This window comes from Rhizobium sp. NLR16a (assembly GCF_017948245.1).
In the GTDB taxonomy this organism is placed as follows: domain Bacteria; phylum Pseudomonadota; class Alphaproteobacteria; order Rhizobiales; family Rhizobiaceae; genus Rhizobium.
This window is the reverse complement of sequence record NZ_CP072868.1, coordinates 400306-425330: the sequence shown is the minus strand read 5'-3', so window position 1 is coordinate 425330 and position 25025 is coordinate 400306. Positions and strand designations below refer to the sequence as shown.

General features: G+C 60.6%; 19 protein-coding genes. 13 read left to right on the top strand and 6 right to left on the bottom strand.

The features are described from left to right. Positions 1–113 precede the first annotated feature (113 nt). From rho to J7U39_RS26680, 6 genes are all read left to right on the top strand, one after another. Complete coding sequence (gene rho, locus J7U39_RS26705) at positions 114–1379, top strand: transcription termination factor Rho (protein WP_003589536.1); 1266 nt, start codon at positions 114–116, stop codon at positions 1377–1379. Positions 1380–1480: 101 nt separating this feature from the next. Continuing rightward, positions 1481–2800, top strand: coding sequence for a tRNA uridine-5-carboxymethylaminomethyl(34) synthesis GTPase MnmE (mnmE, locus tag J7U39_RS26700; protein ID WP_210632791.1), 1320 nt, complete (start codon positions 1481–1483; stop codon positions 2798–2800). A gap of 69 nt (positions 2801–2869) precedes the next feature. Next, positions 2870–4747 carry a tRNA uridine-5-carboxymethylaminomethyl(34) synthesis enzyme MnmG gene (gene mnmG / locus J7U39_RS26695; protein WP_210632790.1) on the top strand — a complete coding sequence of 626 codons (1878 nt, stop codon included), beginning with the start codon at positions 2870–2872 and terminating at the stop codon, positions 4745–4747. A gap of 24 nt (positions 4748–4771) precedes the next feature. Next, complete coding sequence (rsmG, locus tag J7U39_RS26690) at positions 4772–5389, top strand: 16S rRNA (guanine(527)-N(7))-methyltransferase RsmG (RefSeq protein WP_210632789.1); 618 nt, start codon at positions 4772–4774, stop codon at positions 5387–5389. A 19-nt stretch (positions 5390–5408) separates the two neighbouring features. Then, positions 5409–6203, top strand: coding sequence for a ParA family protein (locus J7U39_RS26685; protein WP_210632788.1), 795 nt, complete (start codon positions 5409–5411; stop codon positions 6201–6203). A 32-nt stretch (positions 6204–6235) separates the two neighbouring features. Continuing rightward, a complete protein-coding gene (locus tag J7U39_RS26680) occupies positions 6236–7117 on the top strand; it encodes a ParB/RepB/Spo0J family partition protein (RefSeq protein WP_210632787.1) in 882 nt (293 codons plus the stop codon). Here J7U39_RS26680 and holA read toward each other — a convergent pair whose 3' ends face one another. Genes holA through leuS form a run of 3 tightly spaced genes read right to left on the bottom strand, consistent with a single transcriptional unit; the run spans position 7118 to position 11298 of the window. Beyond that, positions 7118–8158 (bottom strand): DNA polymerase III subunit delta, encoded by a 1041-nt coding sequence (holA, locus tag J7U39_RS26675; RefSeq protein ID WP_210632786.1) that lies wholly within the window; start codon positions 8156–8158, stop codon positions 7118–7120. It abuts the gene before it with no gap. Positions 8159–8168: 10 nt separating this feature from the next. Then, positions 8169–8678: an LPS assembly lipoprotein LptE gene (gene lptE, locus J7U39_RS26670; protein WP_210632785.1), complete on the bottom strand. Its 510-nt coding sequence runs from the start codon at positions 8676–8678 to the stop codon at positions 8169–8171. Next, entirely contained in the window at positions 8668–11298 is a 2631-nt protein-coding gene (gene leuS / locus J7U39_RS26665) for a leucine--tRNA ligase (protein ID WP_210632784.1), read from the bottom strand. The genes lptE and leuS overlap by 11 nt, the downstream gene beginning before the upstream one ends. A gap of 201 nt (positions 11299–11499) precedes the next feature. Between leuS and J7U39_RS26660 the strand changes: the two genes are divergently transcribed. Together J7U39_RS26660 and J7U39_RS26655 are read left to right on the top strand one after the other, a co-directional pair. Further along, positions 11500–12159 carry a YggS family pyridoxal phosphate-dependent enzyme gene (locus J7U39_RS26660; RefSeq protein WP_210633053.1) on the top strand — a complete coding sequence of 220 codons (660 nt, stop codon included), beginning with the start codon at positions 11500–11502 and terminating at the stop codon, positions 12157–12159. A gap of 81 nt (positions 12160–12240) precedes the next feature. Continuing rightward, a complete protein-coding gene (locus J7U39_RS26655) occupies positions 12241–14151 on the top strand; it encodes a propionyl-CoA synthetase (protein WP_210632783.1) in 1911 nt (636 codons plus the stop codon). Between the two features lie 90 nt (positions 14152–14241). Here the strand turns inward: J7U39_RS26655 and J7U39_RS26650 are convergent, their stop codons facing one another. Then, the gene (locus J7U39_RS26650; protein ID WP_210632782.1) at positions 14242–14943 is read right to left on the bottom strand and encodes a DUF1013 domain-containing protein; all 702 of its coding nucleotides are present in this window, start codon (positions 14941–14943) and stop codon (positions 14242–14244) included. A gap of 229 nt (positions 14944–15172) precedes the next feature. On the opposite strand from J7U39_RS26650, the gene acs reads away from it, so the two are divergent. Further along, the gene (gene acs, locus J7U39_RS26645) at positions 15173–17128 is read left to right on the top strand and encodes an acetate--CoA ligase (protein WP_210632781.1); all 1956 of its coding nucleotides are present in this window, start codon (positions 15173–15175) and stop codon (positions 17126–17128) included. 109 nt (positions 17129–17237) lie between these two features. Here the strand turns inward: acs and J7U39_RS26640 are convergent, their stop codons facing one another. Then, entirely contained in the window at positions 17238–17462 is a 225-nt protein-coding gene (locus J7U39_RS26640; protein ID WP_064712464.1) for a DUF1674 domain-containing protein, read from the bottom strand. A 109-nt stretch (positions 17463–17571) separates the two neighbouring features. On the opposite strand from J7U39_RS26640, the gene htpX reads away from it, so the two are divergent. The 4 genes from htpX (at position 17572) to purH (ending at position 23600) form a co-directional block, all read left to right on the top strand. Continuing rightward, positions 17572–18528 (top strand): zinc metalloprotease HtpX, encoded by a 957-nt coding sequence (gene htpX, locus J7U39_RS26635; protein WP_210632780.1) that lies wholly within the window; start codon positions 17572–17574, stop codon positions 18526–18528. Next, positions 18519–19907, top strand: coding sequence for an RsmB/NOP family class I SAM-dependent RNA methyltransferase (locus tag J7U39_RS26630; RefSeq protein WP_210632779.1), 1389 nt, complete (start codon positions 18519–18521; stop codon positions 19905–19907). Before htpX ends, J7U39_RS26630 begins: the two co-directional genes overlap by 10 nt. 200 nt (positions 19908–20107) lie before the next feature. Next, complete coding sequence (locus tag J7U39_RS26625) at positions 20108–21781, top strand: heparinase II/III family protein (RefSeq protein WP_210632778.1); 1674 nt, start codon at positions 20108–20110, stop codon at positions 21779–21781. A 202-nt stretch (positions 21782–21983) separates the two neighbouring features. Beyond that, positions 21984–23600 carry a bifunctional phosphoribosylaminoimidazolecarboxamide formyltransferase/IMP cyclohydrolase gene (gene purH, locus J7U39_RS26620; RefSeq protein WP_210632777.1) on the top strand — a complete coding sequence of 539 codons (1617 nt, stop codon included), beginning with the start codon at positions 21984–21986 and terminating at the stop codon, positions 23598–23600. Positions 23601–23617: 17 nt separating this feature from the next. Here the strand turns inward: purH and J7U39_RS26615 are convergent, their stop codons facing one another. Next, complete coding sequence (locus tag J7U39_RS26615; RefSeq protein WP_210632776.1) at positions 23618–25006, bottom strand: MFS transporter; 1389 nt, start codon at positions 25004–25006, stop codon at positions 23618–23620. Positions 25007–25025 lie beyond the last annotated feature (19 nt).

Below are 25025 nucleotides of genomic sequence, written 5' to 3'. Positions count from 1 at the left end.
CATCTACGTGGCATGTGTGTAGATTTCAGTCGTCTGCGAGCCCCTTTCGCAGTACCGAATACGACCCAACATCGCCTTTCCCCTTCGAAATTGAAAAGAGTATTGGTCACTTCATGGCTGAAATGAAGCTTCAGGAACTTAAGAGCAAATCCCCGACGGATCTTCTGGCTTTCGCCGAATCGCTCGAGGTCGAGAATGCAAGCACGATGCGTAAGCAGGAGCTGATGTTTGCGATCCTCAAAATGCTTGCCAGCCAGGATGTGGAAATCATCGGCGAAGGGGTCGTCGAGGTGCTGCAGGACGGTTTCGGCTTTCTGCGTTCGGCGAACGCAAACTACCTGCCCGGTCCCGACGACATCTACATCTCGCCGTCGCAGATCCGCCGTTTCTCGCTGAAAACCGGCGACACGGTCGAGGGACCGATCCGCGGGCCAAAGGAAGGCGAGCGTTATTTCGCGCTGCTGAAGGTCAACACCATCAATTTTGACGATCCGGAAAAGATTCGTCACAAGGTTCATTTCGACAACCTGACGCCGCTCTACCCGAACGAGCGCTTCAAGATGGAACTCGAGATCCCGACCTCCAAGGATCTGTCGCCGCGTGTGATCGACCTCGTGGCGCCGCTCGGCAAGGGCCAACGCGGACTGATCGTCGCGCCGCCGCGGACCGGCAAGACCGTGCTTCTCCAGAACATCGCGCACTCGATCACGGCCAACCATCCGGAATGTTATCTCATCGTTCTCCTGATCGACGAACGTCCCGAGGAAGTGACCGATATGCAGCGCTCGGTCCGCGGCGAGGTTATCTCCTCGACCTTCGACGAACCGGCGGTGCGTCACGTCCAGGTGGCCGAAATGGTCATCGAAAAAGCAAAGCGTCTGGTTGAGCACGGGCGCGATGTCGTCATCCTGCTCGATTCGATTACACGTCTGGGCCGCGCCTATAACACGGTCGTTCCCTCCTCCGGCAAGGTTCTGACAGGTGGCGTCGATGCCAACGCGCTGCAGCGGCCGAAGCGCTTCTTCGGCGCCGCGCGCAACATCGAGGAAGGCGGTTCTCTGACGATCATCGCTACCGCGTTGATCGATACGGGCAGCCGCATGGACGAAGTCATCTTTGAAGAGTTCAAGGGTACCGGCAACTCCGAAATCGTCCTTGACCGCAAGGTTGCCGATAAGCGCATCTTCCCGGCGATGGATATTCTGAAGTCCGGCACACGCAAGGAGGACCTTCTTGTTCCGCGCCAGGATCTGCAGAAGATCTTCGTTCTACGCCGTATTCTTGCGCCTATGGGCACCACCGATGCGATCGAATTCCTGATCGACAAACTCAAACAGACGAAAAACAATTCGGACTTCTTCGATTCGATGAATACCTGATCCTTAGCCGGATTCCGATTGTGAGAGCTGGCGCATCGTCTCGATGTCGCCAGCTTTTTGTTGGAGGGAATCGATTCGGACTCGAACTGAGAACCGGACGCATGGCCATGTTGAATGATACCATCTATGCGCTTTCGAGCGGTGCTCCGCCCTCGGGTGTTTCGGTCGTCCGCGTCAGCGGTCCGCTGACCAGAGATATATTGGCCCGGCTGGCGGGATCCGTGCCGGCGGACCGATCGGCTTCCTACAAAACGATTCGGACTCGTAACAGCCAGCCGATCGACAACGGCTTGGTGCTGTTTTTTCCCGCCCCGCACTCCTTCACCGGCGAGGATGTGGCCGAGTTGCAGATCCACGGCAGTAAGGCCGTGCTGGCGGCATTGTTCTCCGAACTCGGCGATATTCCAGGTGTTCGTATGGCCAACGAAGGCGAGTTTTCGCGGCGGGCCTTTGAAAACGGCAAGCTTGATCTTGTCGAGGTTGAGGGGCTCGCCGACCTGATCGGCGCCGAAACAGAAATGCAGCGTCGTCTCGCCGTGGAGCAGAGTGCCGGCGGTGTCTCGGCAATTTACGATTCGTGGGCGGAACGATTAACCCGGGCTCGGGCCTTGATCGAGGCTGAGTTTGATTTCCCCGACGAAGACGACGTTCCAGGCTCCGTCTCGGATATGGTCTGGACCGACATGAAGCGGCTTCGTGACGATATTGGCCTTCATCTCAAATCGGCCTCGGCGGGCGAAATCATCAGGGACGGCTTTAAAGTGGTGATCGCCGGCGCTCCGAATGCCGGAAAATCGAGCCTGCTGAACGCTCTGGCCCGGCGTGACGTCGCAATCGTCACGGACATTGCCGGAACGACCCGTGATGTGCTGCAAGTCGATCTCGATATTGACGGCTATCTTGTCAAACTCTATGACACCGCCGGTCTGCGCCAGGTGGACGACCGGGTGGAAATGGAGGGCGTGCGACGCGCGCGTGTTGCGCTTCGTGATGCCGATCTAGCGCTGCTGTTGGTCGACATGAGCAATCCGTTGATTCCCGGCGACTTGGAGCAGACTTTGCCCCATGTTACTGTCGGAACGAAGAAGGATCTCGTTGAAACTGGTTCGGATCGCTATGACCTGCAGATTTCGACGCTGACCGGTGACGGTCTGTCGGAGTTGCGCCAGCTGATCGGGGGCATTGTCGCCGAGCGTTTCAGTGGCCTGTCTCTGGCCATCCCCAGCCGGCAGCGGCACAAGGATTCGCTGACGAAATGTTTGGCGGCGCTCGACGCGGCAATCTCGGAGATTGACGCAGATCTTGAACTGCGCACCGAACAGCTTCGGCTTGCGGCTGAATACCTGGGGAGAATTACCGGGCGGGTGGATGTCGAACAGCTGCTCGACGTGATCTTCTCGGAGTTTTGCATCGGCAAGTGATTCACGTGAAACCTTTTCCGGCGGCGCCTCTCAGGTTCACGTGAAACCCTGCTGTTTTGGAGTTTTGATATGACCGATAGTGGCTATGATGTGATCGTCATCGGCGGCGGCCATGCAGGGGCCGAGGCAGCCAGTGCGGCTGCGCGCCTCGGTGCGAAAACTGCGCTGGTTACTCACAGACGAGACACGATCGGGGTCATGTCCTGCAATCCGGCGATCGGCGGGCTCGGAAAGGGACATCTGGTTCGTGAGATCGACGCGATGGATGGCCTGATGGGCCGGGTTGCCGATGTTGCCGGCATCCAGTTCAGAATGCTGAACCGCAAAAAGGGCGCCGCTGTGCGGGGTCCACGGACCCAGGCAGACCGAAAGCTTTACCGGCTGGCGATGCTCGCCGCAATCGAAGCAATGCCAGGCTTGGACATTATCGAGGGCGACGCATTTGATCTCGATGTGCTCGATGGCCGTGTTGCTGGCGTCATCATGAAAGACGGTCGACGGCTTCAGGCGCCGGCGGTGGTCTTGACAACCGGCACCTTCCTGCGCGGCCTTATTCATATCGGCGCTGCAAAGACGCCTGCTGGTCGTGTCGGCGAAGCTCCGTCGATCGGCCTGTCCGCCACCCTGGCGCGGTTGGGGCTGCGGCTGGGACGGTTGAAGACCGGAACGCCGGCCCGGCTTGATGGCAAGACGATCGACTGGGACTCCGTCGGCCGACAGGGTGCGGATGAGGAACTTGTGCCCTTTTCCCTCATGACGAATTCCATCACCACGCGGCAGGTTGAATGCGGCGTTACCAGGACGACCGAGGCGACACACCGCATCATTATCGAGAATATCAAGCGCTCGGCGATGTATTCCGGCCAGATCGAAGGCGTCGGGCCGCGCTACTGCCCGTCCATCGAAGATAAGCTGGTGAAATTCGGAGAACGCGACGGGCATCAGGTCTTTCTTGAGCCTGAGGGACTGGATGACGACACGGTTTATCCGAACGGCATTTCGACGTCGCTGCCGGCCGAAGTTCAAGCTGCTTTCATCAAGACCATTCCGGGCCTCGAATCTGCCAAGATACTGCAGCCGGGTTATGCCATCGAATATGACCATGTCGATCCAAGAGAGCTTACCCCATCGCTTGAGGTCAAGCGACTGAGAGGTCTGTTCCTCGCGGGCCAGATTAATGGCACCACCGGCTATGAGGAGGCCGCGGCCCAGGGACTGGCAGCTGGATTGAATGCCGCACTACGCAGTTCCGATTCGGAACCGTTCCATTTCAGCCGTACAAGCTCCTATATTGGCGTGATGATCGACGACCTGACGTCGCGTGGCGTTACGGAGCCGTATCGAATGTTTACCTCGCGTGCGGAATACCGCCTGACTTTGCGCGCCGACAACGCGGACGCGCGGCTGACACCGCTGGCAATGGAGCTTGGATGTGTGGGCGCCGAGCGCGCCGAGCGATTCACGGCCTATCAGGCCGAGATTGACGCTGGCCGCGCCCAACTGATGGCGCTGACGGTGACGCCCAACCAGGCGCGACGGGCGGGCCTGAACATCAACCTCGATGGCCAGCGCCGGACGGCCTACGATCTCTTGTCCTATCCGGCCTATGATTTCGCCGCACTTCGACAGGTTTGGCCGGAAGAATTGGGTGGGCTCCGGCCAAAAGTCATGGAGGCGTTGGAGATTGAGGCGGGTTACTCGGTTTACCTCGATCGGCAAGCGGCGGCGATTGCCGACCAGCAGCGCGACGAGGAGCGGCGGATACCGGCGGATTTCAATTATGACGCTCTCTCTGGGCTTTCGAATGAACTCAAGGCTAAGCTCAATGCTGCTCGCCCGTTCAACGTTGCCCAGGCGGCGATTGTCGAGGGCATGACCCCCGCCGCCATTGCGCTGTTGCTGGTGCACTTGCGTCGGCAGCAGGGATTCGAACGCCAAAGCGCCTGATACAAGATGTGAGAGTCTGTGAGAATGGAATTGAACGGTTTGCGTGTTTCACGTGAAACACAGGAACGACTTCAACATTTTGCGACACTGTTTCAAAAATGGGCCAAAACGATCAACTTGGTGGCGCCGTCGACGCTCGATGCACTGTGGCGCCGCCATATCGCTGATAGCAGTCAGATTTTTCAGATCTGCCCGCGGCCTGTCACCTGGGTCGATCTCGGCAGTGGCGGCGGCTTTCCCGGTGTGATTACCGCCATCTTCCTGGCAGAGCTGCAAGACGGTTGGGTGCATCTTGTCGAAAGCAACCACAAAAAGGCTGCGTTCTTGCGAACGGCGCTACGAGAGACGAATGCACGGGGAAGCGTACACGCCACTCGAATCGAAGACGCCTATGCGGAGATCGGCGACTGCGAAGCGATCTCAGCGCGAGCCCTTGCCGATCTTGATGGGTTGATCGCCTATACAGCCCCCTGGATGCTTGGCAAGGAAAATTGTCGGGGGTTTTTTCACAAAGGCCGGGATTACCTGAGAGAAATTGCCGAAGCCCGTGGTCGGTGGGAATTCGATCTGATAGAACATGAGAGCGCCGTCGAGCAGGAATCCGTGATTTTGGAAGTATCCAATCTCCGGCGCTTGGTTTAACAGATCGGATATTGCAGCAATGGCTGGCGAACGACATCGGATAATAACCATCGCAAATCAGAAAGGTGGCGTTGGCAAGACGACCACTGCAATCAATCTGGCAACGGCGCTGGCCGCCATCGGCGAGCGTGTCCTGATCATCGATCTGGATCCGCAGGGCAATGCCAGCACCGGGCTGGGTATCGACCGTCGTGATCGCAAGCTCTCCTCCTATGACCTGATGGTCGGCGAACGCGGGATCGGCGACGTGACGCTGGAGACAGCCGTTCCCAACCTCTTCATCGTTCCTTCGACCATGGATCTGCTCGGCATCGAGATGGAGATCTCGCAGCAGAGCGATCGGGTGTTTAGATTGCGGAAGGCACTGTCCTCTCCCGAGGCTATGGCATTCTCCTATATTCTTCTGGATTGCCCGCCCTCTTTCAATCTGCTGACGATGAATGCCATGGCGGCCGCCCATTCGGTGCTGGTGCCGCTGCAATGCGAATTCTTTGCGCTGGAGGGGCTGAGCCAGCTGCTCGAGACCGTCAGTCAGATTCGGCGGACAGTAAATCCGCGGCTGGACATCCAGGGCATCGTTTTGACGATGTTCGATGCGCGTAACAATTTGGCCCAGCAGGTGGTCAATGATGTGCGGACCCATCTCGGGGAAAAGGTTTATCATACGTTAATCCCCCGTAACGTCCGGGTGTCCGAGGCGCCATCCTACGGCAAGCCTGCTATTCTCTATGATCTGAAATGTGCGGGTAGCCAGGCCTATCTGCAACTGGCCTCCGAGGTCATTCAGCGTGAGCGCCAGAGACTGGCCGCGTAAGATCATTTCCGGGGTATAGGTGAGTGTAGAATATGAATGACGACGTATCGAAAAGACGACTGGGTCGCGGCCTTGCAGCACTGATTGGTGAAATGGATCAGCCTGTTCCGGTCGAAGCTGAACGCACCGTCAGCGCCGACCGGATGATTCCGATCGAATTCGTCAGCCGTAACCCACGCAACCCGCGCCGTTTCTTCGACGACACCGAACTGCACGACCTTGCGAGTTCCATCCGCCAGCACGGCATCGTTCAGCCGATCGTGGTGCGGACGATGTCGCAGGACCGATATGAAATCATTGCCGGTGAACGGCGCTGGCGTGCAGCTCAGCTCGCCGGCCTGATTGAAATCCCCGTCATTATTCGGGACGTTGACGACAAGACCGCGCTTGAGATTGCGATTGTCGAAAACGTGCAGCGAGCCGATCTCAATCCTCTCGAAGAGGCATTGGGCTATGAGCAGCTGATCGCCGAGTATGGCTATACCCAAAATGATCTTGGCGAGATCATCGGCAAAAGCCGCAGTCATGTCGCCAACTCGTTGCGTTTGCTGAAATTGCCCGATCCGGTTCGCGATCTTCTTGCTGCCGGCAGCCTTTCGGCCGGACATGCACGCGCGCTTGTTTCGACACCCGACCCGGCAAGCCTTGCCCGCACCATCGTCGCCAAGGGCATGTCGGTGCGTGATGCCGAGAAGTTGGCGCAGAACAATATCAAGGCGCAATCGGAGCCGCAGCAGCCGGCCTTGCGTCGTGATCAGAAGGATTCGGATACGCTGGCGCTCGAACGAACGCTTTCTGATGCCCTTGGGCTTGAGGTTTCAATCAATCACAAATCCGGCGGCGGCCAGATCAAGATTGCTTACAAGTCGCTGGAACAGCTCGAGGAAGTCTGCCGCCTGCTGGAAAGGCGATGATTACGCGGATCTGCGGCCGGATTGAAGGGTGGTGGAGAGAAGTGTTTGCATTGCAACGCTGTCTTCCAGCACCTGTCGCCGCCGACTCTGGAGGATCGCCGCTTGCAGGCGATTGGATTCACGCGCAATGTTTTCCGCCGACCAGTGGCGTAGTGCCTGCTCGATGATCGGCTTGCGACGAAAATGCAGATGCCGACCCATCGTCTGCATGACCTGAGGCGCCTGTACCCTTTTTTCTTCCATTTCAGCGCGCATCATGTCCAGAAGCTGGAATTGCTTCAGACAGGCCTGCAGCACCAGAAAGATCGCGGTTTTTGAACTGCTGATCTTTTGCATGGCATGTAGGAATCCGTGGAGATCACCGCCGAGGATAGCATCGACGGCGTCATCGACGGATATCGCGCTGGCGTCGCCAATTATTTCGGTTACGTGATGTTCCTCAACCGTGTTAAGGCCGCTGCAATAGAGGGCGAGCTTGCGCACTTCGTTACGAGAAGCGATGCGATCACCGCCGATCAGTGCAATCAGCGCCTGACGGGCCGCCGGGGTAATACCAAGCTTCTCCGCCCCGAGTTCAGCGTCGATCAAGCCGTTCAGAGCGCGGCTGTCGTCGGCGTAGGAGGGGATCGTCATGATGGATCGCATGGCTTCCGCAGTCTTGCGAAGCAGGGATCCTTTTTTCAGATCGCCGGCCTCGACGATCAGGTGGGCGGCTTCGAGCGGTTTTTCAGCCAGCACCGCCAGCGAGTCGACGAGGTATTTCTCGTTGGCGGCACCGCGGATCCAGATGAGTTTCTCGCCGCCGAACAGCCCGATAGACCGAACCTCGTCAAGCAACCGTCCGGGATCCTTTTGCAGATCGCCGATATCGAGTTTGGTCATCGAGAAAGGATCATCGAGCGCGACGCCGGTCTTGCCGGCGATCTGGCCGGCCCGTTCGGAAACCAGACCGCGGTCCGGCCCGTAAATAACGAAAATCCGGTAATTCCCCGCCGATTTCTGCAGGAAAGTCTCGAATTCATGGGACTTGATTTCAGCCACTGCCCCGCCCTCAGCGGCTGAGGGCGGCGGCGAGATCGGCTCCTACGAATTCCGCCGCCTGGTCGGCCGCGCGGTTTTCGGCATCGCGGATCGCCCTTTGCTTCGCGAATTCCTGCTCGGAGAAATCGACCAGAGCCGTCGTCTGGCGACTGCCGGCCTTGATCACGCGACCATCGGCTACCGAGCTCAGCGTATAGGTGACGGTGACGGTGACGCGACCGGCGCGGGAGGTATCGCCGGATTGACGCAGCAGTGTATCGGCGACGATCGATGTAGCGCGCATTTGGACGTGATATTGTGGATTTACCGCTTCGCCGGCGCCTCGCGATGCCAGGAAGATCAGGTGATTGCGCACCTGCTGCTCGACGCGACTTGCCGCATCGGAAAAGCCGACCGAGGACAGCTTTTCCGCAACACCCGAGTTCTCCGAATAAAGCGGCCGAACCTGGCAGGCCGCAAGAAAGGCCGAGGCGGCAAGGATCATGGCGATGCCGGCATTGCGGGTGATATCAGACGACAATGTTCACAATCCTTTGGGGAACCACGATGATCTTCTTCGGCGCCTGACCGTTCAGCACGTTCTTCACCGCATCCAGTTCCAGCACGGCGTTGGTGACGGCATTCTGATCTGCGTCGCGAGAAATTGTCAATTCAGCGCGCTTCTTGCCGTTGATCTGGACGGGCAGAATGACGTCATTTTCCATGACCAGCGCTTCCATGTAGCGCGGCCATTCCGTGCGGGCGAGCAGCCCGGCATTGCCGAGCGTGGCCCAGCATTCCTCGGCAAGATGCGGCGTCATCGGTGCGACGAGCTGGATCAGGATCTCGGCAGCGTCACGCACGGCGGCACGATAGGCGATATCGCCTTCACCCGCCGCAACCCTCGTCAGCGGCGCGGCGAGCGCATTGACGAGCTCATAGATACGGGCGACGGCCTTGTTGAACCAAAGCTTGTCGTAATCGTTCTGAACGGCCTTCAGCGTCTTGTGCGCCGCCTGCGAGACTGCCAGAGCCTCCCCTTCGCTTGCCGGTGCGGGGGCAACGCTCGACAGGCCGTTAGCGGCTTCGGAAATCAGACGCCACAGGCGCTGGGTGAAGCGATGGGCACCTTCGACCCCGGCCTCGGACCAGATGACGTCACGCTCCGGCGGCGAATCGGACAGAACGAAGAAGCGGGCAGTATCGGCGCCATAGGAGGCGATAATATCGTCCGGATCGACGACGTTCTTCTTCGACTTCGACATCTTCTCGATCGAGCCGATGGCGATCTCCTCGTCTGACGCCAGCAAGAAGGCACGGCGTTTACCGTCGATCTCCTCGATACGGATATCGGCGGGAGCCACCCACTCGCGGCTGGCGCCGGAACCGCGGCTATAGGTCTCATGGACCACCATGCCCTGGGTGAAAAGTCCCTTGAAGGGTTCGGTGGCGGCGACATGGCCGGTCTCGCGCATCGCGCGGGTGAAGAAACGGGAATAGAGCAGATGCAGGATCGCATGCTCGATGCCGCCGATATACTGGTCGACCGGCAGCCAGCGATTAGCCGCCTCAGGATCGGTCGGCTTGGCTTCCCATGGCGCGGTAAAGCGGGTGAAATACCAGCTTGAATCGACGAAGGTGTCCATCGTATCCGTCTCGCGGCGAGCGTCCTTGCCGCAGTTCGGGCAGGCGACATGACGCCAAGTCGGATGGCGGTCGAGCGGATTGCCGGGCTGGTCGAAGGTTACGTCCTCGGGCAGCTTGACCGGCAGATCCTTCTTCGGCACCGGCACAACCCCGCAGGCGTCGCAATGGATGACCGGGATCGGGCAGCCCCAGTAGCGCTGGCGCGAAATGCCCCAGTCGCGCAGGCGGAAATTGATCATCCGCTCGCCCTGCGGCGCATTGCCGAGGCAAGCCGCCGAAAGCCGGTCGGCGACGATATTGAAGGCTTCCTCCGTCGTCTTGCCGTCGAGGAAACGCGAATTGATCATCACGCCGTCGCCGTCATAAGCGGTGTCGCCGACGGAAAAGCTTGCGGCGTCACCATCCTTCGGCATGACGACCGGCACAACCGGCAGGCCATATTTCCGGGCAAAATCGAGGTCGCGCTGGTCTCCCGACGGGCAGCCGAAGATCGCGCCGGTACCGTAATCCATCAGCACGAAATTGGCGATGTAGACCGGCAGTTCCCAGGAGGGATCGAGCGGATGCCTGACCCGGATGCCGGTATCCATGCCCTTCTTTTCGGCGGTCTCGAGCGCGGCGAGCGAGGTGCCGGCGCGGCGGCACTCCTCGCAGAAGGCTTCGATCTCGACATTCTTCGCCGCCGCATCCTTGGCCAGCGGATGATCGGCGGCGATCGCCAGGAAGGAGGCGCCGAACAAGGTATCCGGCCGTGTCGTATAGACCGTGATTTCGGTCTCACCGGCGGGCGCCGTCTCCGGCACGATCTCCCACCGGACCGTCAAGCCTTCGGAACGGCCGATCCAGTTCTTCTGCATCAGGCGCACTTTTTCCGGCCACTGGTCGAGCGTATCCAGCGCGTCCAGCAGGTCCTGGCTGAAATCGGTGATCTTGAAGAACCACTGCGTCAGTTCGCGCTGTTCGACCAGCGCGCCGGAGCGCCAGCCGCGGCCGTCGATCACCTGTTCGTTGGCAAGAACGGTATTGTCGACCGGATCCCAGTTCACCTTCGACTGCTTGCGGTAGACCAGACCTTTTTCCAGGAAGTCCAGGAACAGATGCTGCTGGTGCTGGTAATAGTCAACGTCGCAGGTGGCGAATTCGCGGCTCCAGTCCAGCGACAGCCCCATGGCCTTCAACTGCGCCTTCATCGAAGCGATGTTCTGGTAGGTCCAGGACGCGGGGTGCACACCGCGCTCCATGGCGGCGTTTTCCGCCGGCATGCCGAAGGCGTCCCAACCCATCGGATGCAGCACGTTATAGCCCCGGGCACGCTTGTAACGGGCGACCACGTCGCCCATGGCGTAATTGCGGACATGGCCCATATGAATGCGCCCCGAGGGATAGGGGAACATTTCGAGGACATAATATTTTTCGCGCGGATCCGAATTGTCGGTCTCGAAGACCTTCTCTTCGTTCCATTTTTGCTGCCAGCGGGGCTCGGCGTCGCGCGGATTATAACGTTCGGTGGCCATGGTATTCAGAATTCCAGAAAATCAGGGGAGTTGGTCGAGACCTTCACCATGAAACCACCGTAGCGTCAAGTTTTGCAGGCGTTGCAAGCGTCCGATCTTCATGCCGCCGAAGCGATTTCGCCGGAGCGGGTCTTGGCAAGCACCGAATGGCTGGCTAGTTCATTGCCAATTCTTTTCACTGAGATATGTCGAGGCAGAATGATGGACCTTCAAGAGCGGTTGAATGACGTGCGGTCGCGGGTCGCGGCGGCGGAACGCCAGGCAGGCCGTCCGGCTGGTTCCGTTCAGCTCGTCGCCGTATCGAAAACGTTCGAGGCGGATGCGATCCGCCCGGCGATCGAGGCGGGGCAGCGGGTGTTCGGTGAGAACAGGGTACAGGAAAGCCAGGGCAAATGGCCTGATCTGAAGGCCGAGCATGCTGATATCGAATTGCACCTGATCGGGCCGCTGCAATCGAACAAGGCGGCGGATGCGGTGGCGCTTTTCGATGTCATCGAGACGGTGGACCGCGAAAAGATCGCCCGCGCCCTTACCGAAGAGATGAAGCGGCAAGGCAGGACGCCGCGGCTCTACGTCCAGGTCAATACCGGACTGGAGCCACAGAAGGCCGGCATCGCTCCCGAGGATACGCCTGGTTTCGTCGCCCTCTGCCGCGATGAGCTCGGCCTGGCCATCGACGGGTTGATGTGCATTCCGCCGGCCGACGAAAATCCCGGGCCGCATTTCGCCCTGCTGGCAAAGCTCGCACTGAAATGCGGCGTCGAAAAACTCTCCATGGGCATGTCGGGCGATTACGAGACGGCGATCGCCTTCGGCGCCACCAGCGTACGGGTGGGATCGGCGATTTTCGGCGCGCGCTGATACCTGCTTTCGTCGGGCTTTCCGTCCTCCCCGGCCCAGCCTAAATTGATATCGAGGCTTGCATGTCCTGGGGAGGAGCAGATGCAAAACGGCTATCATCAAGTCTATGCGGCCTGGAAAGGCGATCCCGAAGGCTTCTGGCGCGAAGCGGCCACCGATATCAACTGGTTCACGCCTCCGGAGCGGATATTTTCGCCCGATGACGGCGCCTATGGCCGCTGGTTCTCAGGTGCGGAAACCAACACCTGTCACAATTGTCTGGACCGGCATGTCATGGCGGGACGCGGGGGCGAGACGGCGATCCTGTTCGACAGCGCGATGAGCGGCGAGAAACGCCGCTTCACCTATGACGAGGCGCTTGCCGAGGTGAAGGCGATCGCCGCGACGCTGCTCGGGCTCGGCATCGGCAAAGGCGACCGCGTGATCCTTTATATGCCGATGGTGCCACAGGCGGTGTTTGCGATGCTCGCCTGCGCTCGCATCGGTGCGGTCCATTCGGTCGTTTTCGGCGGCTTTGCCGCCAGCGAGCTTGCCGCGCGCATCGACGACAGCGGCGCCAAGCTGGTGATCACCGCGAGCTGCGGCCTCGAGCCCGGCCGAGTCGTCGCCTATAAGCCGCTGGTCGATCAGGCGATCGAGCTTGCACGGATGAAACCGGAGCGCTGCCTGGTGCTGCAGCGGCCGCAGCTTCCGGCAGATCTCGTCAGCGGCCGCGATCAGGATTTCGAGGCGGCGGTGGCGCGCCATCGCGGCGCGGAGCTGGCCTGTGTTCCCGTCAAAGCGACCGATCCGCTCTATATCCTCTACACCTCCGGGACGACGGGCCAGCCGAAGGGCGTGGTGCGCGACAATGGCGGCCATATGGTCGCGCTCAACTGGTCGATGCGCAATATTTACGGGCTGAAGCCGGGAGAGGTCTTCTGGACGGCGTCCGATATCGGCTGGGTCGTCGGCCATTCCTACATCGTCTATGCACCGCTGATCGCGGGCGTGACCACGCTGATCTACGAGGGAAAGCCGGTCGGCACCCCGGATGCCGGCGTCTTCTGGCGGGTCGTCTCGGAATACAAGGTGCGTGTGCTCTTTACGGCACCGACCGCATTCCGCGCCATTCGGCGGGAGGATGGTGAGGGCGAACTGCTGCGACAATATCCAATGCCGGATTTCCGGGCACTATTTCTGGCCGGTGAGAGGGCGGACCCAGAGACACTGAAATGGGCGGAGCGCATGCTCGGCGTTCCGGTCATCGATCACTGGTGGCAGACGGAGACCGGCTGGCCGATCGCCGCCAACCCGCTTGGTCTTGGCGCCCTCCCCGTCAAGCATGGCTCACCGACATTGCCGATGCCCGGTTATGACATCGCGGTGCTCGACGATGCCGGTCACCCGGTCGAGTCGGGAACGCTCGGCAATATCGTCATAAAGCTGCCCTTGCCGCCGGGTTGCCTGCCGACCCTCTGGAACGCCGACGATCGCTTCCGGTCGGCTTACCTCGATGAATTTCCTGGCTACTACAAGACCGCCGATGCCGGCTATGTCGACGAGGACGGTTATCTTTTCATCATGTCGCGCACCGATGACATCATCAATTGCGCTGGTCACCGGCTTTCCACCGGGGCGATGGAGGAGGTCTGCGCGCGCCATCCCGATGTCGCCGAGTGCGCGGTCATCGGTGTGACCGATGCGGTGAAGGGTCAGGTGCCCTGTGGTTTCCTGGTGCTGAAACGCGATGTTTCCCGTGAAACGCCGGCGATCGAATCGGAGGTCGTGGCGATGATCCGCCAGTCGATCGGCCCGGTCGCGGCCTTCAAAACGGCCATCACCGTCAATCGCCTGCCGAAAACACGCTCCGGCAAAATCCTGCGCGGAACCATGCAGAAGATCGCTGACGGCATACCCTGGAAAATGCCGGCAACCATCGATGATCCGGCGATTCTGGAAGAGATCGCAGAGGCACTGCGCAAGCGTGGTTTTGGCTCCCTGCCGATGTAAGCCAGATATCGACGGGCCCGGTTCCGCACGTCGTTATCGCAATAAAAAACCCTGCCGGCCGGCAGGGTTTTTGCGGAGATGACCGATATCTCAGTACTGATCTTCGTCATCCTCGTCCTTCGGGGCCGAGCGCAGCGAGCTCAGCTTGCGGAAGACGGCGTCGGCGTCGATTTCCTTTTCCTCTTCGCGCTCGTAGTTCGGGGTCAGCCGTTCGGTCTCCTGCGCCGATTGCAGCGTTGCGCCAAGCTCCGCGGCGGTCGGCAGCGGACGACCCTTGGATGCCTTTTCCACTTCCATGTCGAGGTCGATCTGGCTGCAGAGGCCGAGCGTGACCGGATCCATCGGCGCCAGGTTGGCGGAGTTCCAGTGGGTGCGCTCGCGGATCTGCTCGATCGTCGATTTCGTCGTGCCGACCAGTCGGGAAATCTGCGCGTCCTTCAACTCGGGATGATTGCGCACCAGCCAGAGAATGGCGTTCGGGCGGTCCTGACGCTTGGAGACCGGCGTGTAACGCGGGCCGCGGCGCTTGGATTCCGGCACGCGCACCTTCGGTTCGGAAAGCTTCAGCTTGTGGTTCGGGTTGGCTTCGGCGCGGGCGATCTCGTCACGGGAGAGCTGTCCCGTCGAGATCGGGTCGAGACCCTTGATGCCCTGCGCGGCTTCGCCGTCAGCAATCGCCTTGACCTCGAGCGGATGCAGTTTGCAGAACTGCGCGATCTGATCGAAAGACAGCGCCGTGTTGTCGACAAGCCAGATGGCAGTCGCCTTCGGCATGAGCAATGTTTGAGCCATGGATATAGTCCTTCTATCGTCCGCGCCGGTCGCGGTCCGTGGATTGTCACCACAATGTCCGGGAAATATGGCGCTATATAACCGGACTGTCGCAGAATTGCAATTCTTCCGAAATCAAATGACCTTTGTCTAATTGCCGTGGCGATGCGAACTGCTATGAATTGCCGTGATTTGAAGTTCGGCCCTGCATAGCTGGCGGTCCGTCGCATGTCCCATGAGGAGGAGTTCCATGTCGGAGAAGATCTATCCGGTCACGAAGCCGGTGAAGGCGCGCGCCCTGATCGATAAGGAGAAGTACCTGAAATGGTACGATGAAAGCATTGAAAATCCGGACAAGTTCTGGGGCAAGCACGGCAAGCGGATCGACTGGTTCAAGCCTTACACGAAGGTCAAGAACACCTCCTTTACCGGCAAGGTCTCGATCAAATGGTTCGAAGACGGCCAGACGAACGTCTCCTACAATTGCATCGACCGCCATCTGAAGACGAATGGCGACCAGGTGGCGATCATCTGGGAAGGCGATAACCCTTACGTCGACAAGAAGATCACCTATAACGAGCTCTACGAGCATGTTTGCCGGACGGCGAACGTGTTGAAGAAGCATGGCGTCAAGAAGGGTGATCGCGTCACCATCTACATGCCAATGATCCCGGAAGCTGCCTATGCGATGCTCGCCTGTGCTCGCATCGGCGCGGTGCATTCCGTCGTCTTCGGCGGCTTCTCGCCGGAGGCGCTGGCAGGGCGCATCGTCGATTGCGAATCCACCTTCGTGATCACCTGCGACGAAGGTGTGCGCGGCGGCAAGCCGGTACCGCTGAAGGACAACACCGATACGGCGATCCATATCGCTGCCCGTCAGCACGTCACCGTCAGCAAGGTCCTCGTCGTTCGCCGCACCGGCGGCAAGACTGGCTGGGCGCCGGGACGCGACCTCTGGTTTCATCAGGAAATCGCCAGCGTGAAGGCGGAATGCCCGCCGGTGAAGATGAAGGCGGAAGATCCGCTGTTCATTCTCTACACGTCAGGTTCCACCGGCAAGCCGAAGGGCGTGCTGCATACGACCGGCGGTTATCTCGTCTATGCGGCGATGACGCATGAATATGTCTTCGACTACCACCACGGCGACATTTACTGGTGCACGGCCGATGTCGGCTGGGTCACAGGCCATTCCTATATCGTCTATGGGCCGCTGGCGAACTGCGCGACCACGCTGATGTTCGAGGGCGTGCCGAATTTCCCGGATCAGGGCCGTTTCTGGGAAGTGATCGACAAGCACAAGGTCAACATTTTCTATACCGCGCCGACGGCAATCCGCTCGCTGATGGGCGCGGGCGACGAATTCGTCACGCGCTCCTCCCGCTCGTCGCTGCGGCTGCTCGGCACGGTCGGCGAACCGATCAACCCGGAAGCCTGGGAGTGGTATTATAATGTCGTCGGCGACAAGCGCTGCCCGGTCATCGACACCTGGTGGCAGACGGAAACCGGCGGCCACATGATCACGCCGCTGCCGGGCGCCACCGACCTCAAGCCCGGTTCGGCGACGATGCCGTTCTTCGGCGTCAAGCCGCAGCTGGTCGACAATGAAGGCAAAGTGCTGGAAGGGGCTGCCGACGGCAATCTTTGCATCACCGACAGCTGGCCGGGCCAGATGCGCACCGTCTATGGCGACCACGACCGCTTCATCCAGACCTATTTCTCCACCTACAAGGGCAAGTATTTCACCGGTGACGGCTGCCGGCGCGACGAAGACGGCTATTACTGGATCACCGGCCGTGTCGACGACGTGCTCAACGTCTCCGGCCACCGGCTCGGAACGGCGGAGGTTGAGTCCGCCCTCGTCTCGCACAATCTGGTGTCGGAAGCGGCCGTCGTCGGCTATCCGCATTCAATCAAGGGTCAGGGCATTTATTGCTATGTGACCTTGATGGCCGGCCACGAAGGCACCGACACGCTTCGCCAGGAACTGGTGAAACATGTGCGCGCCGAAATCGGGCCGATCGCGGCGCCCGACAAGATCCAGTTCGCGCCCGGCCTGCCGAAGACCCGCTCCGGCAAGATCATGCGCCGCATCCTGCGCAAGATTGCCGAAGACGATTTCGGCGCTCTCGGCGATACCTCGACGCTCGCCGATCCCGCCGTCGTCGACGATCTGATCGCGAACCGGCAGAACAAGGTGACTGCCTGATATAAAGAGCCGCTCCGGCCATCCGAGTCCCGGGGCGGCTCACTTTGCTTTGGCTGGCTGAATTTGGACGGCCTGCATGAGGCCCGGATTTGGGCCCGACAATCCGGCCTTAAAAATCGATCGCCCGGCCATTGATCTCGTAATCGCCGAAGCGTGCAGGCTCGGCTCCGCCGCGGCCGCCGATCTCGGGTGGCAGATCCAGCGGCTTCTGGTTCTTGCGTCTTTCTTCAGCCTCGGCAAGCGCACGTCGGGCCGCCGGAGACAGTACCTTGCGCGGCGGCTCCGATCCCTCCACCGTCGGCGTCTGGCTATTGTCGTTGTCGGCTTCCTGCATGGCCTTCTCCTGCCGGAAATATTGAAAATGGCGGGTGAATAACCAAATCATAATGCGCGGTCGCCGGGAATGAAAGCTTGCGACGCCGTAATCGAGTTGGAGATTCGCAATGAACCTCGTTCGCACTGCCATGTTGCTTGCCTTCATGACGGCGCTTTTCATGTTCGTCGGTTTTCTGATCGGCGGTCGAGGCGGCATGATGATCGCCTTTCTCATTGCCGCCGGCATGAATTTCTTCTCTTATTGGAACTCCGATCGGATGGTGCTAGCGGCCTATCGCGCGCAGCAGATCGACGAACGCAATGCGCCGGAATTCTTTGCGATCGTGCGCGATCTCGCTCGTAATGCCGGTCTGCCGATGCCGAAGGTCTATCTATACGACAGCCCGCAGCCGAATGCCTTCGCCACCGGCCGCAATCCCGAAAATGCCGCCGTCGCCGCCTCGACCGGCCTGCTTTCCGCCTTGTCTCCCGAGGAGGTCGCCGGCGTGATGGCGCATGAGCTCGCCCATATCCGGAACCGCGACACGCTGACCATGACGATCACGGCAACGCTTGCCGGCGCGATCTCGATGCTCGGCAACTTCGCTTTCTTCTTCGGCGGCAACCGCGACAACAACAATAATCCCCTCGGTTTCATCGGCGTTCTCGTCGCGATGATCGTCGCACCGCTCGCCGCCATGCTGGTGCAGATGGCGATCAGCCGCACGCGTGAATATTCGGCCGACCGCCACGGCGCCGAAATCTGCGGCAATCCGCTCTGGCTTGCTTCCGCACTTGGAAAGATTGCCCGCGGCGCGGCTCGTGTGCCGAATGAGGATGCCGAGCGCAATCCGGCGACGGCGCATATGTTCATCATCAATCCGCTTTCCGGCGAACGCATGGACAATCTGTTTTCCACCCACCCGAACACGGAAAACCGCATTGCCGCGCTGCAGGAGATGGCGCAAAGCGGCATGAGTGTCTCGACGGGACCGGTGCGTGCTGCTAATCCGTCGCGCAAATCGCGCTCTGTTCCGAATACGGGTCGCGGTGGTTCGCAACCGCCAAAAGGTCCGTGGTCTTGAATTCAGACGGCACGAAAAAGCCATTCCGCCAACAGAAACCCTTCGCCGGCCGATCGGCGCCAGCCAAGCCGGGCCTGCAGACCCGGGCGGCGGCCGCAAAAATTCTGGCAGCCGTCGTCGACCGAAAGCTGTCGCTCGACGGCGCTCTCGATCATGAACACGGCAATCCGGCCTACAAGGCGCTTGGCGAAAGCGATCGCGCCCTCGTCCGCGCCATTCTCAACACGACGCTGCGCCACCTGCCGCGCATCGACGCCGCAATTGCCTCGCTGCTGGAATCGCCGCTGCCGGAGGGTGCGCGGGCCTTACACCATGTTCTGGCAATCGCGGCGGCGCAGATCCTTTATCTCGACGTGCCGGATCATTCGGCCGTCGATCTTGCCGTCGAGCAGGCCAACCTGGATCCACGCAATCGCCGCTTCGCAAAGCTGGTCAATGCGGTGCTGCGCCGGCTCGGCCGTGAAAAGGACGAGGTGCTGGAGAAGATCGGTAAGGTTCCGCCGATGCCGGGCTGGTTCCTCGCACGGCTGGAAAAGGCTTATGGCCGCGACGCGGCGCTGGCGATCGCGCAATCGCAGCTCGAACCTGCGGCGATCGATTTGACCGTCAAATCCGACGCCGAAGCCTGGGCGAAGAAGCTGAACGGCGTTGCCCTGCCGACGGGCGGCGTGCGGCTTGCCGCCTTTGACGGCGGAATTCCTTCACTCGAGGGCTTCGACGACGGTGCGTGGTGGGTGCAGGATGCGGCGGCAAGCATTCCGGCCAGGCTTTTCGGTGATCTGTCGGGCAAACGTGCCGCCGATCTCTGTGCTGCGCCTGGCGGCAAGACAGCGCAGCTCATCCTTGCCGGCGGCGCGGTGACCGCACTCGATCAGTCGGAAAGCCGGCTGAGACGGCTGCGGTCGAATCTCGACCGGCTTGGCCTCAACGCGGAAACGGTTGCGACGGATCTGACGACATTCAAGCCGACGGAAGGCTTCGATGCCATCCTGCTCGACGCCCCCTGCTCTTCCACCGGCACGACGCGCCGGCACCCTGACGTGCTGTGGACCAAGGGGCCGGATGATATTGCGAGGCTGGCGGCGCTGCAGGAGCGGCTGCTGCGTCATGCGCTGACCTTGCTGAAACCCGGAGGCACGCTGGTGTTTTCGAACTGCTCGCTCGATCCGGCCGAAGGCGAGGAGGTGGTCGCCCGCGTTGTTTCCAATACGGACGCGATCGAGCGTGTGCCGATCAGCGCGGGCGACTGGCCCGGTCTTGAAGCGGCGATCACGTCGCTCGGTGAATTCCGCACGCTTCCGACCATGCTGAAAATGCCGGACGGCATTGCCTCCGGCCTCGACGGCTTCTACGCGGTGATGCTGCGGCGAGCCGCCTGATTGCTTCAACCTCGTCGCCCGAAACCGTCTCATGCGCTGATTACACGCCCGCAGCACAGCTGTCGTTCTTTGCGTAGCGACGGAATTACGTGCAACAATTTTCGTATATTCGAAATTTGTAACGAATTAATTCATTGTGGGCGATGAAATCGGCTGCTTTTCACCTATTCTTAACCATGAGGGTCAATAGACAATAGAATATGCAGTCCGGTCGGCGTTTTGCGAGCATGTATGTTCGGGAGGCTTGGCGGCGCGCCTTGCGCCGCGTCGCGTTGCTGCGCCTGAAGCTCATTCGCCATTCGATCAAACCGCCCGAGCGCCTGATCGTCGCCCCGACCGATCTTCGCGGCATCGATTCACATGTGGCGGACGAAATTCTCAATGGACGTTTCCTCCTGGCCGGGCGCATGCTGGAAACGAACGGCAAATCGCCCTTCACCTTCACCCTGCCTTCGCGGCCCTTTGCGACCCGCCTGCACAGCTTCGGCTGGCTGCGGCACATGCGTGCGCACAAGACGGAACGCAGCGCGGCGGTTGCCCGAGCGATCGTCGACAGCTGGCTTTCCATCCATGCCGGCCGCATGGAAGGAATTGCCTGGGAGACCGACGTCACCGCCCAGCGCGTCATTGCCTGGCTGTCACATTCGCCTGTTGTGCTGCAGAACGCCGATCGCGGCTTTTATCGGCGCTTCATGAAGTCGCTCGCTTTCCAGGTCAGGTTCCTGCATCGCGTGGCGCCCTATACGCTTGGCGGTCTGGAGCTGTTCCGGCTACGCATCGCGCTCGCCATGGCCTCCGTCGCCATGCCGGCCCGCGCCTCCACGCTTCGGAGAGCGGCGCAGGCGCTCGACCGTCAATTCGATAGCCAGATTCTGCCGGATGGCGGCCACATCTCGCGCAACCCGCGCATCGGCTTGGAACTGTTGCTCGACCTGCTGCCGCTGCGGCAGACTTACGTCAATCTCGGCCATGACCTGCCGCAGAAGCTGATCTCCGGCATCGACCGCATGTATCCCGCTTTGCGGTTTTTCCGGCATCAGGACGGGGACCTGGCGCTTTTCAACGGCGCAACCTCGACGCTCGCCAATGAGCTGATGTCGGTGCTCAGATATGACGAGACCGCCGGCCAGCCGTTCAAGGCTTTGCCGCAGTCGCGCTATCAGCGGCTTTCCGGGGGCAAGACCGTCATAATCGCCGATACCGGGACGCCGCCTTCGGGCGGCGCAGTGCGCACCGCGCATGCCGGCAGCCTTTCATTCGAAATGTCGTCCGGCCGCCATCGCTTCATCGTCAATTCCGGCTCGCCGAAATTTGCCGGACACCGCTATGTGCAGATGGCGCGCACGACCGCGGCGCATTCGACCGTCATCCTCAACGACACCTCATCCAGCCGTTTTTCACGCTCGCCTTTCCTCGATCACGCAATCACCGAACCGGTGAAGACCGTCACCGTCGAACGTGTCGAAACGGAGGATGGGCGCGACAGCATCAAGCTCAGCCATGACGGTTATCTCAAGCTGTTCGGCGTGCTGCACGAGCGTGAGCTGACGCTCAATGCTGCGGGTTCGATGGTGACAGGCCACGACCGGCTCATCCGGCGTGAAGGATATGAAAGTGACGACCCCCTGAAGGCCGTCGCCCGTTTTCATATTCATCCTTCCATCGTTCTGCAGCAGAGCGATGGAGAATCCGTGCTGCTGATGGCGCCGGACGGCGAAAGCTGGCTGTTTTCCGCGCCCGGAAATGAAGTCCTGGTTTCCGAGGACATCTTCTTTGCCGACAGCTCCGGCATTTGTGGCTCGGACCAGATCGAGATCGATTTCGATCTGGCCGAGAAGACGGAGATCCGCTGGTTCCTCTCCCGTAAAGCTTAGACGGGACGGCCAACTGGCCAAAATTCAAATTCGGGACTAAATCGAAAGGCAGAGCATCAGCGCTGTTTGCGTGACGTCAAAGCTGTGCTAACGCGGCGACAGCAAGAAAACGTCCCTAAGGCAGATTTCGTCCGAAAGCCGCTTACACTTTTCGGCCTCATGCTCTAGCGGATATCTTCCGAAGCCCGAACGGAGAAGGTTCATGGCCGTCATTTCCAAAAAGATCCCCGCCCCGGACAAGGTCGAAATCAAGACCGCACTCCTCTCCGTGTTCGACAAGACCGGCATCGTCGAGCTCGCCCGGACATTGTCCGAAAGAGGCGTGCGGCTGCTGTCGACCGGCGGCACCTACAAGGCGATCGCCGCTGCCGGTCTGGTGGTCACCGACGTCTCCGAGATCACCGGCTTTCCCGAGATCATGGATGGGCGCGTCAAGACGCTGCATCCGATCGTGCATGGCGGCCTGCTGGCGATCCGCGATGACGGCGAACACCAGGAAGCGATGAAAAAGCACGGGATCGAGGGCATCGATCTGGCCGTCATCAACCTCTATCCTTTCGAAGAGGTACGCGCGGCCGGCGGCGATTATCCGACGACCGTCGAAAATATCGACATCGGCGGTCCGGCGATGATCCGTGCATCGGCCAAGAACCATGCCTATGTGACCATCCTGACAGACCCAGACGATTATGCCGAGTTCAAGGAGCAGCTTTCGGCGGATGACGGCAAGACCGCCTATGCCTTCCGCCAGCGCATGGCTGCCAAGGCCTATGCCCGAACCGCGGCCTATGATGCCACGATTTCCAACTGGTTTGCCGAAGCGCTGGCGATCGACACGCCGCGCCACCGCGTCATCGGCGGTGTGCTGAAGGAAGAGATGCGTTACGGCGAAAATCCGCACCAGAAGGCGGCCTTCTACGTCACGGGCGAGAAGCGCCCGGGCGTTTCGACGGCCGTCCTGCTGCAGGGCAAGCAGCTCTCCTATAACAATATCAACGACACCGATGCCGCCTATGAACTCGTCGCCGAATTCCTGCCGGAAAAGGCGCCCGCCTGCGCGATCATCAAACATGCCAATCCCTGCGGCGTCGCCACCGGCTCGAGCCTGGTGGAAGCCTATCAGCGGGCGCTTGCCTGCGATTCCGTTTCCGCATTCGGCGGCATCATCGCCCTCAACCGGATATTGGATGCCGAAACGGCGGAGGAGATCGTCAAGCTCTTCACCGAAGTGATCATCGCGCCCGATGTCACCGAGGAGGCCAGGGCTATCGTCGCTCGCAAGCCGAACCTGCGGCTGCTGTCGGCCGGTGGCCTGCCCGATCCGCGCGCCCCAGGACTGACGGCGAAGACCGTTTCCGGCGGCCTGCTCGTCCAGAGTCGCGACAACGGCATGATCGAGGATCTGGAGCTCAAGGTCGTCACCAAGCGTGCGCCGACGGCGCAGGAGCTTGATGATATGAAGTTTGCCTTCAAAGTCGGCAAACATGTCAAATCGAATGCCGTGGTCTATGCCAAGGATGGCCAGACGGCTGGAATCGGCGCCGGCCAGATGAGCCGGGTGGATTCCGCCCGCATTGCCGCGCTGAAAGCCGAAGAGGCCGCCAAGGCGCTTGGCCTCCCCTCGCCGATGACGCAAGGCTCGGCGGTTGCTTCCGAAGCCTTCCTGCCATTTGCCGATGGTCTTCTGTCGATGATCGCCGCAGGGGCGACAGCGGTCATTCAGCCGGGCGGTTCGATGCGAGACCAGGAGGTCATCGATGCCGCCAACGAACACGGCGTCGCGATGGTCTTCACCGGCATGCGCCATTTCCGGCACTGACACGTGCCGGAGAATTGTCAGGCTCGGTCGGCGGGATAAGGCGTGCGGACCAGCAGCACCAGCCCGCCAGCGAGAAACAGGATCAGCGTTGCCATTCCGAGCCGCGCTGAGCCGCTCATATAGGTCACCAGCGAGAAGAGCAGCGTCGCCATGAAACTGGTGGCGCGTCCCGAAAGCGCATAGAGGCCGAAGTAGCGGCCGGCTTCCTCAAGGCTGACGCTGCGCGCGAGATAAGAGCGCGACGAGGCCTGCACCGGCCCGAAGGCGAGCCCGATCAGCAGGCCGTAAAGGATATAGGCCTTTTCCGCGGCGGTGCCGAAGAGGCCGCCGGAATCGGCCGTCGGCAGCGCCATCAGGCCAAACAGGGTGTAGCCCGGCCCGGTGGAGATGATGCCGATGGTGGCGAGAAGCAGCATGGTGAGGCTGATGGCGACGGTCACTTTCGAACCGACGCCTTTGTCGATCCGGCCGGCGATCAGGCAGCCGAAGATCGCGACGACGTTCAGGATGATGCCGTAGAGGCCGATTTCGATCGTCGCCCAGCCGAACATGCCGGCGGCGAAAACGCCGCCGAGGATCAACAGGCCGTTGACGCCATCCTGATAGATCATGCGGGCAATCAGGAATTTCAGGGTGCCGCGGCGTTCCTTGAGTTCGCCGAGCGTGTTTCTCAGTTCCCGCAGGCCGGCGCGGATGGCGGTGCCGAAGGGCAGGCCTCTGCGAACATCGGGTGTGAAGAAGAACATCGGCAGGATAAAAATCAGGTACCAGACGGCTGAGATCGGCCCGGTGATGCGTGCGTCCTGGCCGGTCTTGGGATCGAGGCCGAAAAGCGGATCGAGGCCGAGAACGGTCTTGCCGCTTTCCGGGCTTGCCGCCAGAAGCGTAACGACGGCAATCAGCACGATCATGCCGCCGAGGTAACCGAGCCCCCAAGCGGTGTTGGAGAGTTTGCCGACCTCGTGCTTGCCGACCAGCCGCGGCATCATCGAATCGTTGAAGACGATCGAAAACTCGGCTGAAACCGAGGCGAGGATCATAAAGATCACGGGATAGAGGACAGGCGAACCGGGGGCTGCGAACCACAGGCCGAAGAGGCTGGCTATCTTGATGATGGCGAAGAAGCCGATCCACGGTTTGCGCGCGCCGGACTGGTCGGCGATCGAGCCGAGAACGGGCGAGAGCAGGGCAATGATCACAGACGAAATCGTCGCCATGTTGCTCCACGTCGTCTGCGCCGACACCGGGTCATCCGTCAGGCGGGAGACGAAATAGGGCCCGAAGATGAAGGTGGTGACCACAGTGAAGAAAGGCTGGGCCGCCCAATCGAAGAACATCCACGCCCAGATGCCCTTCTCCGTGGCTTTCGGCGGCTGCGTTCCTGTCCAGTCTATGCGATTCAACATCCGCTCCTTTTTCGCGGAC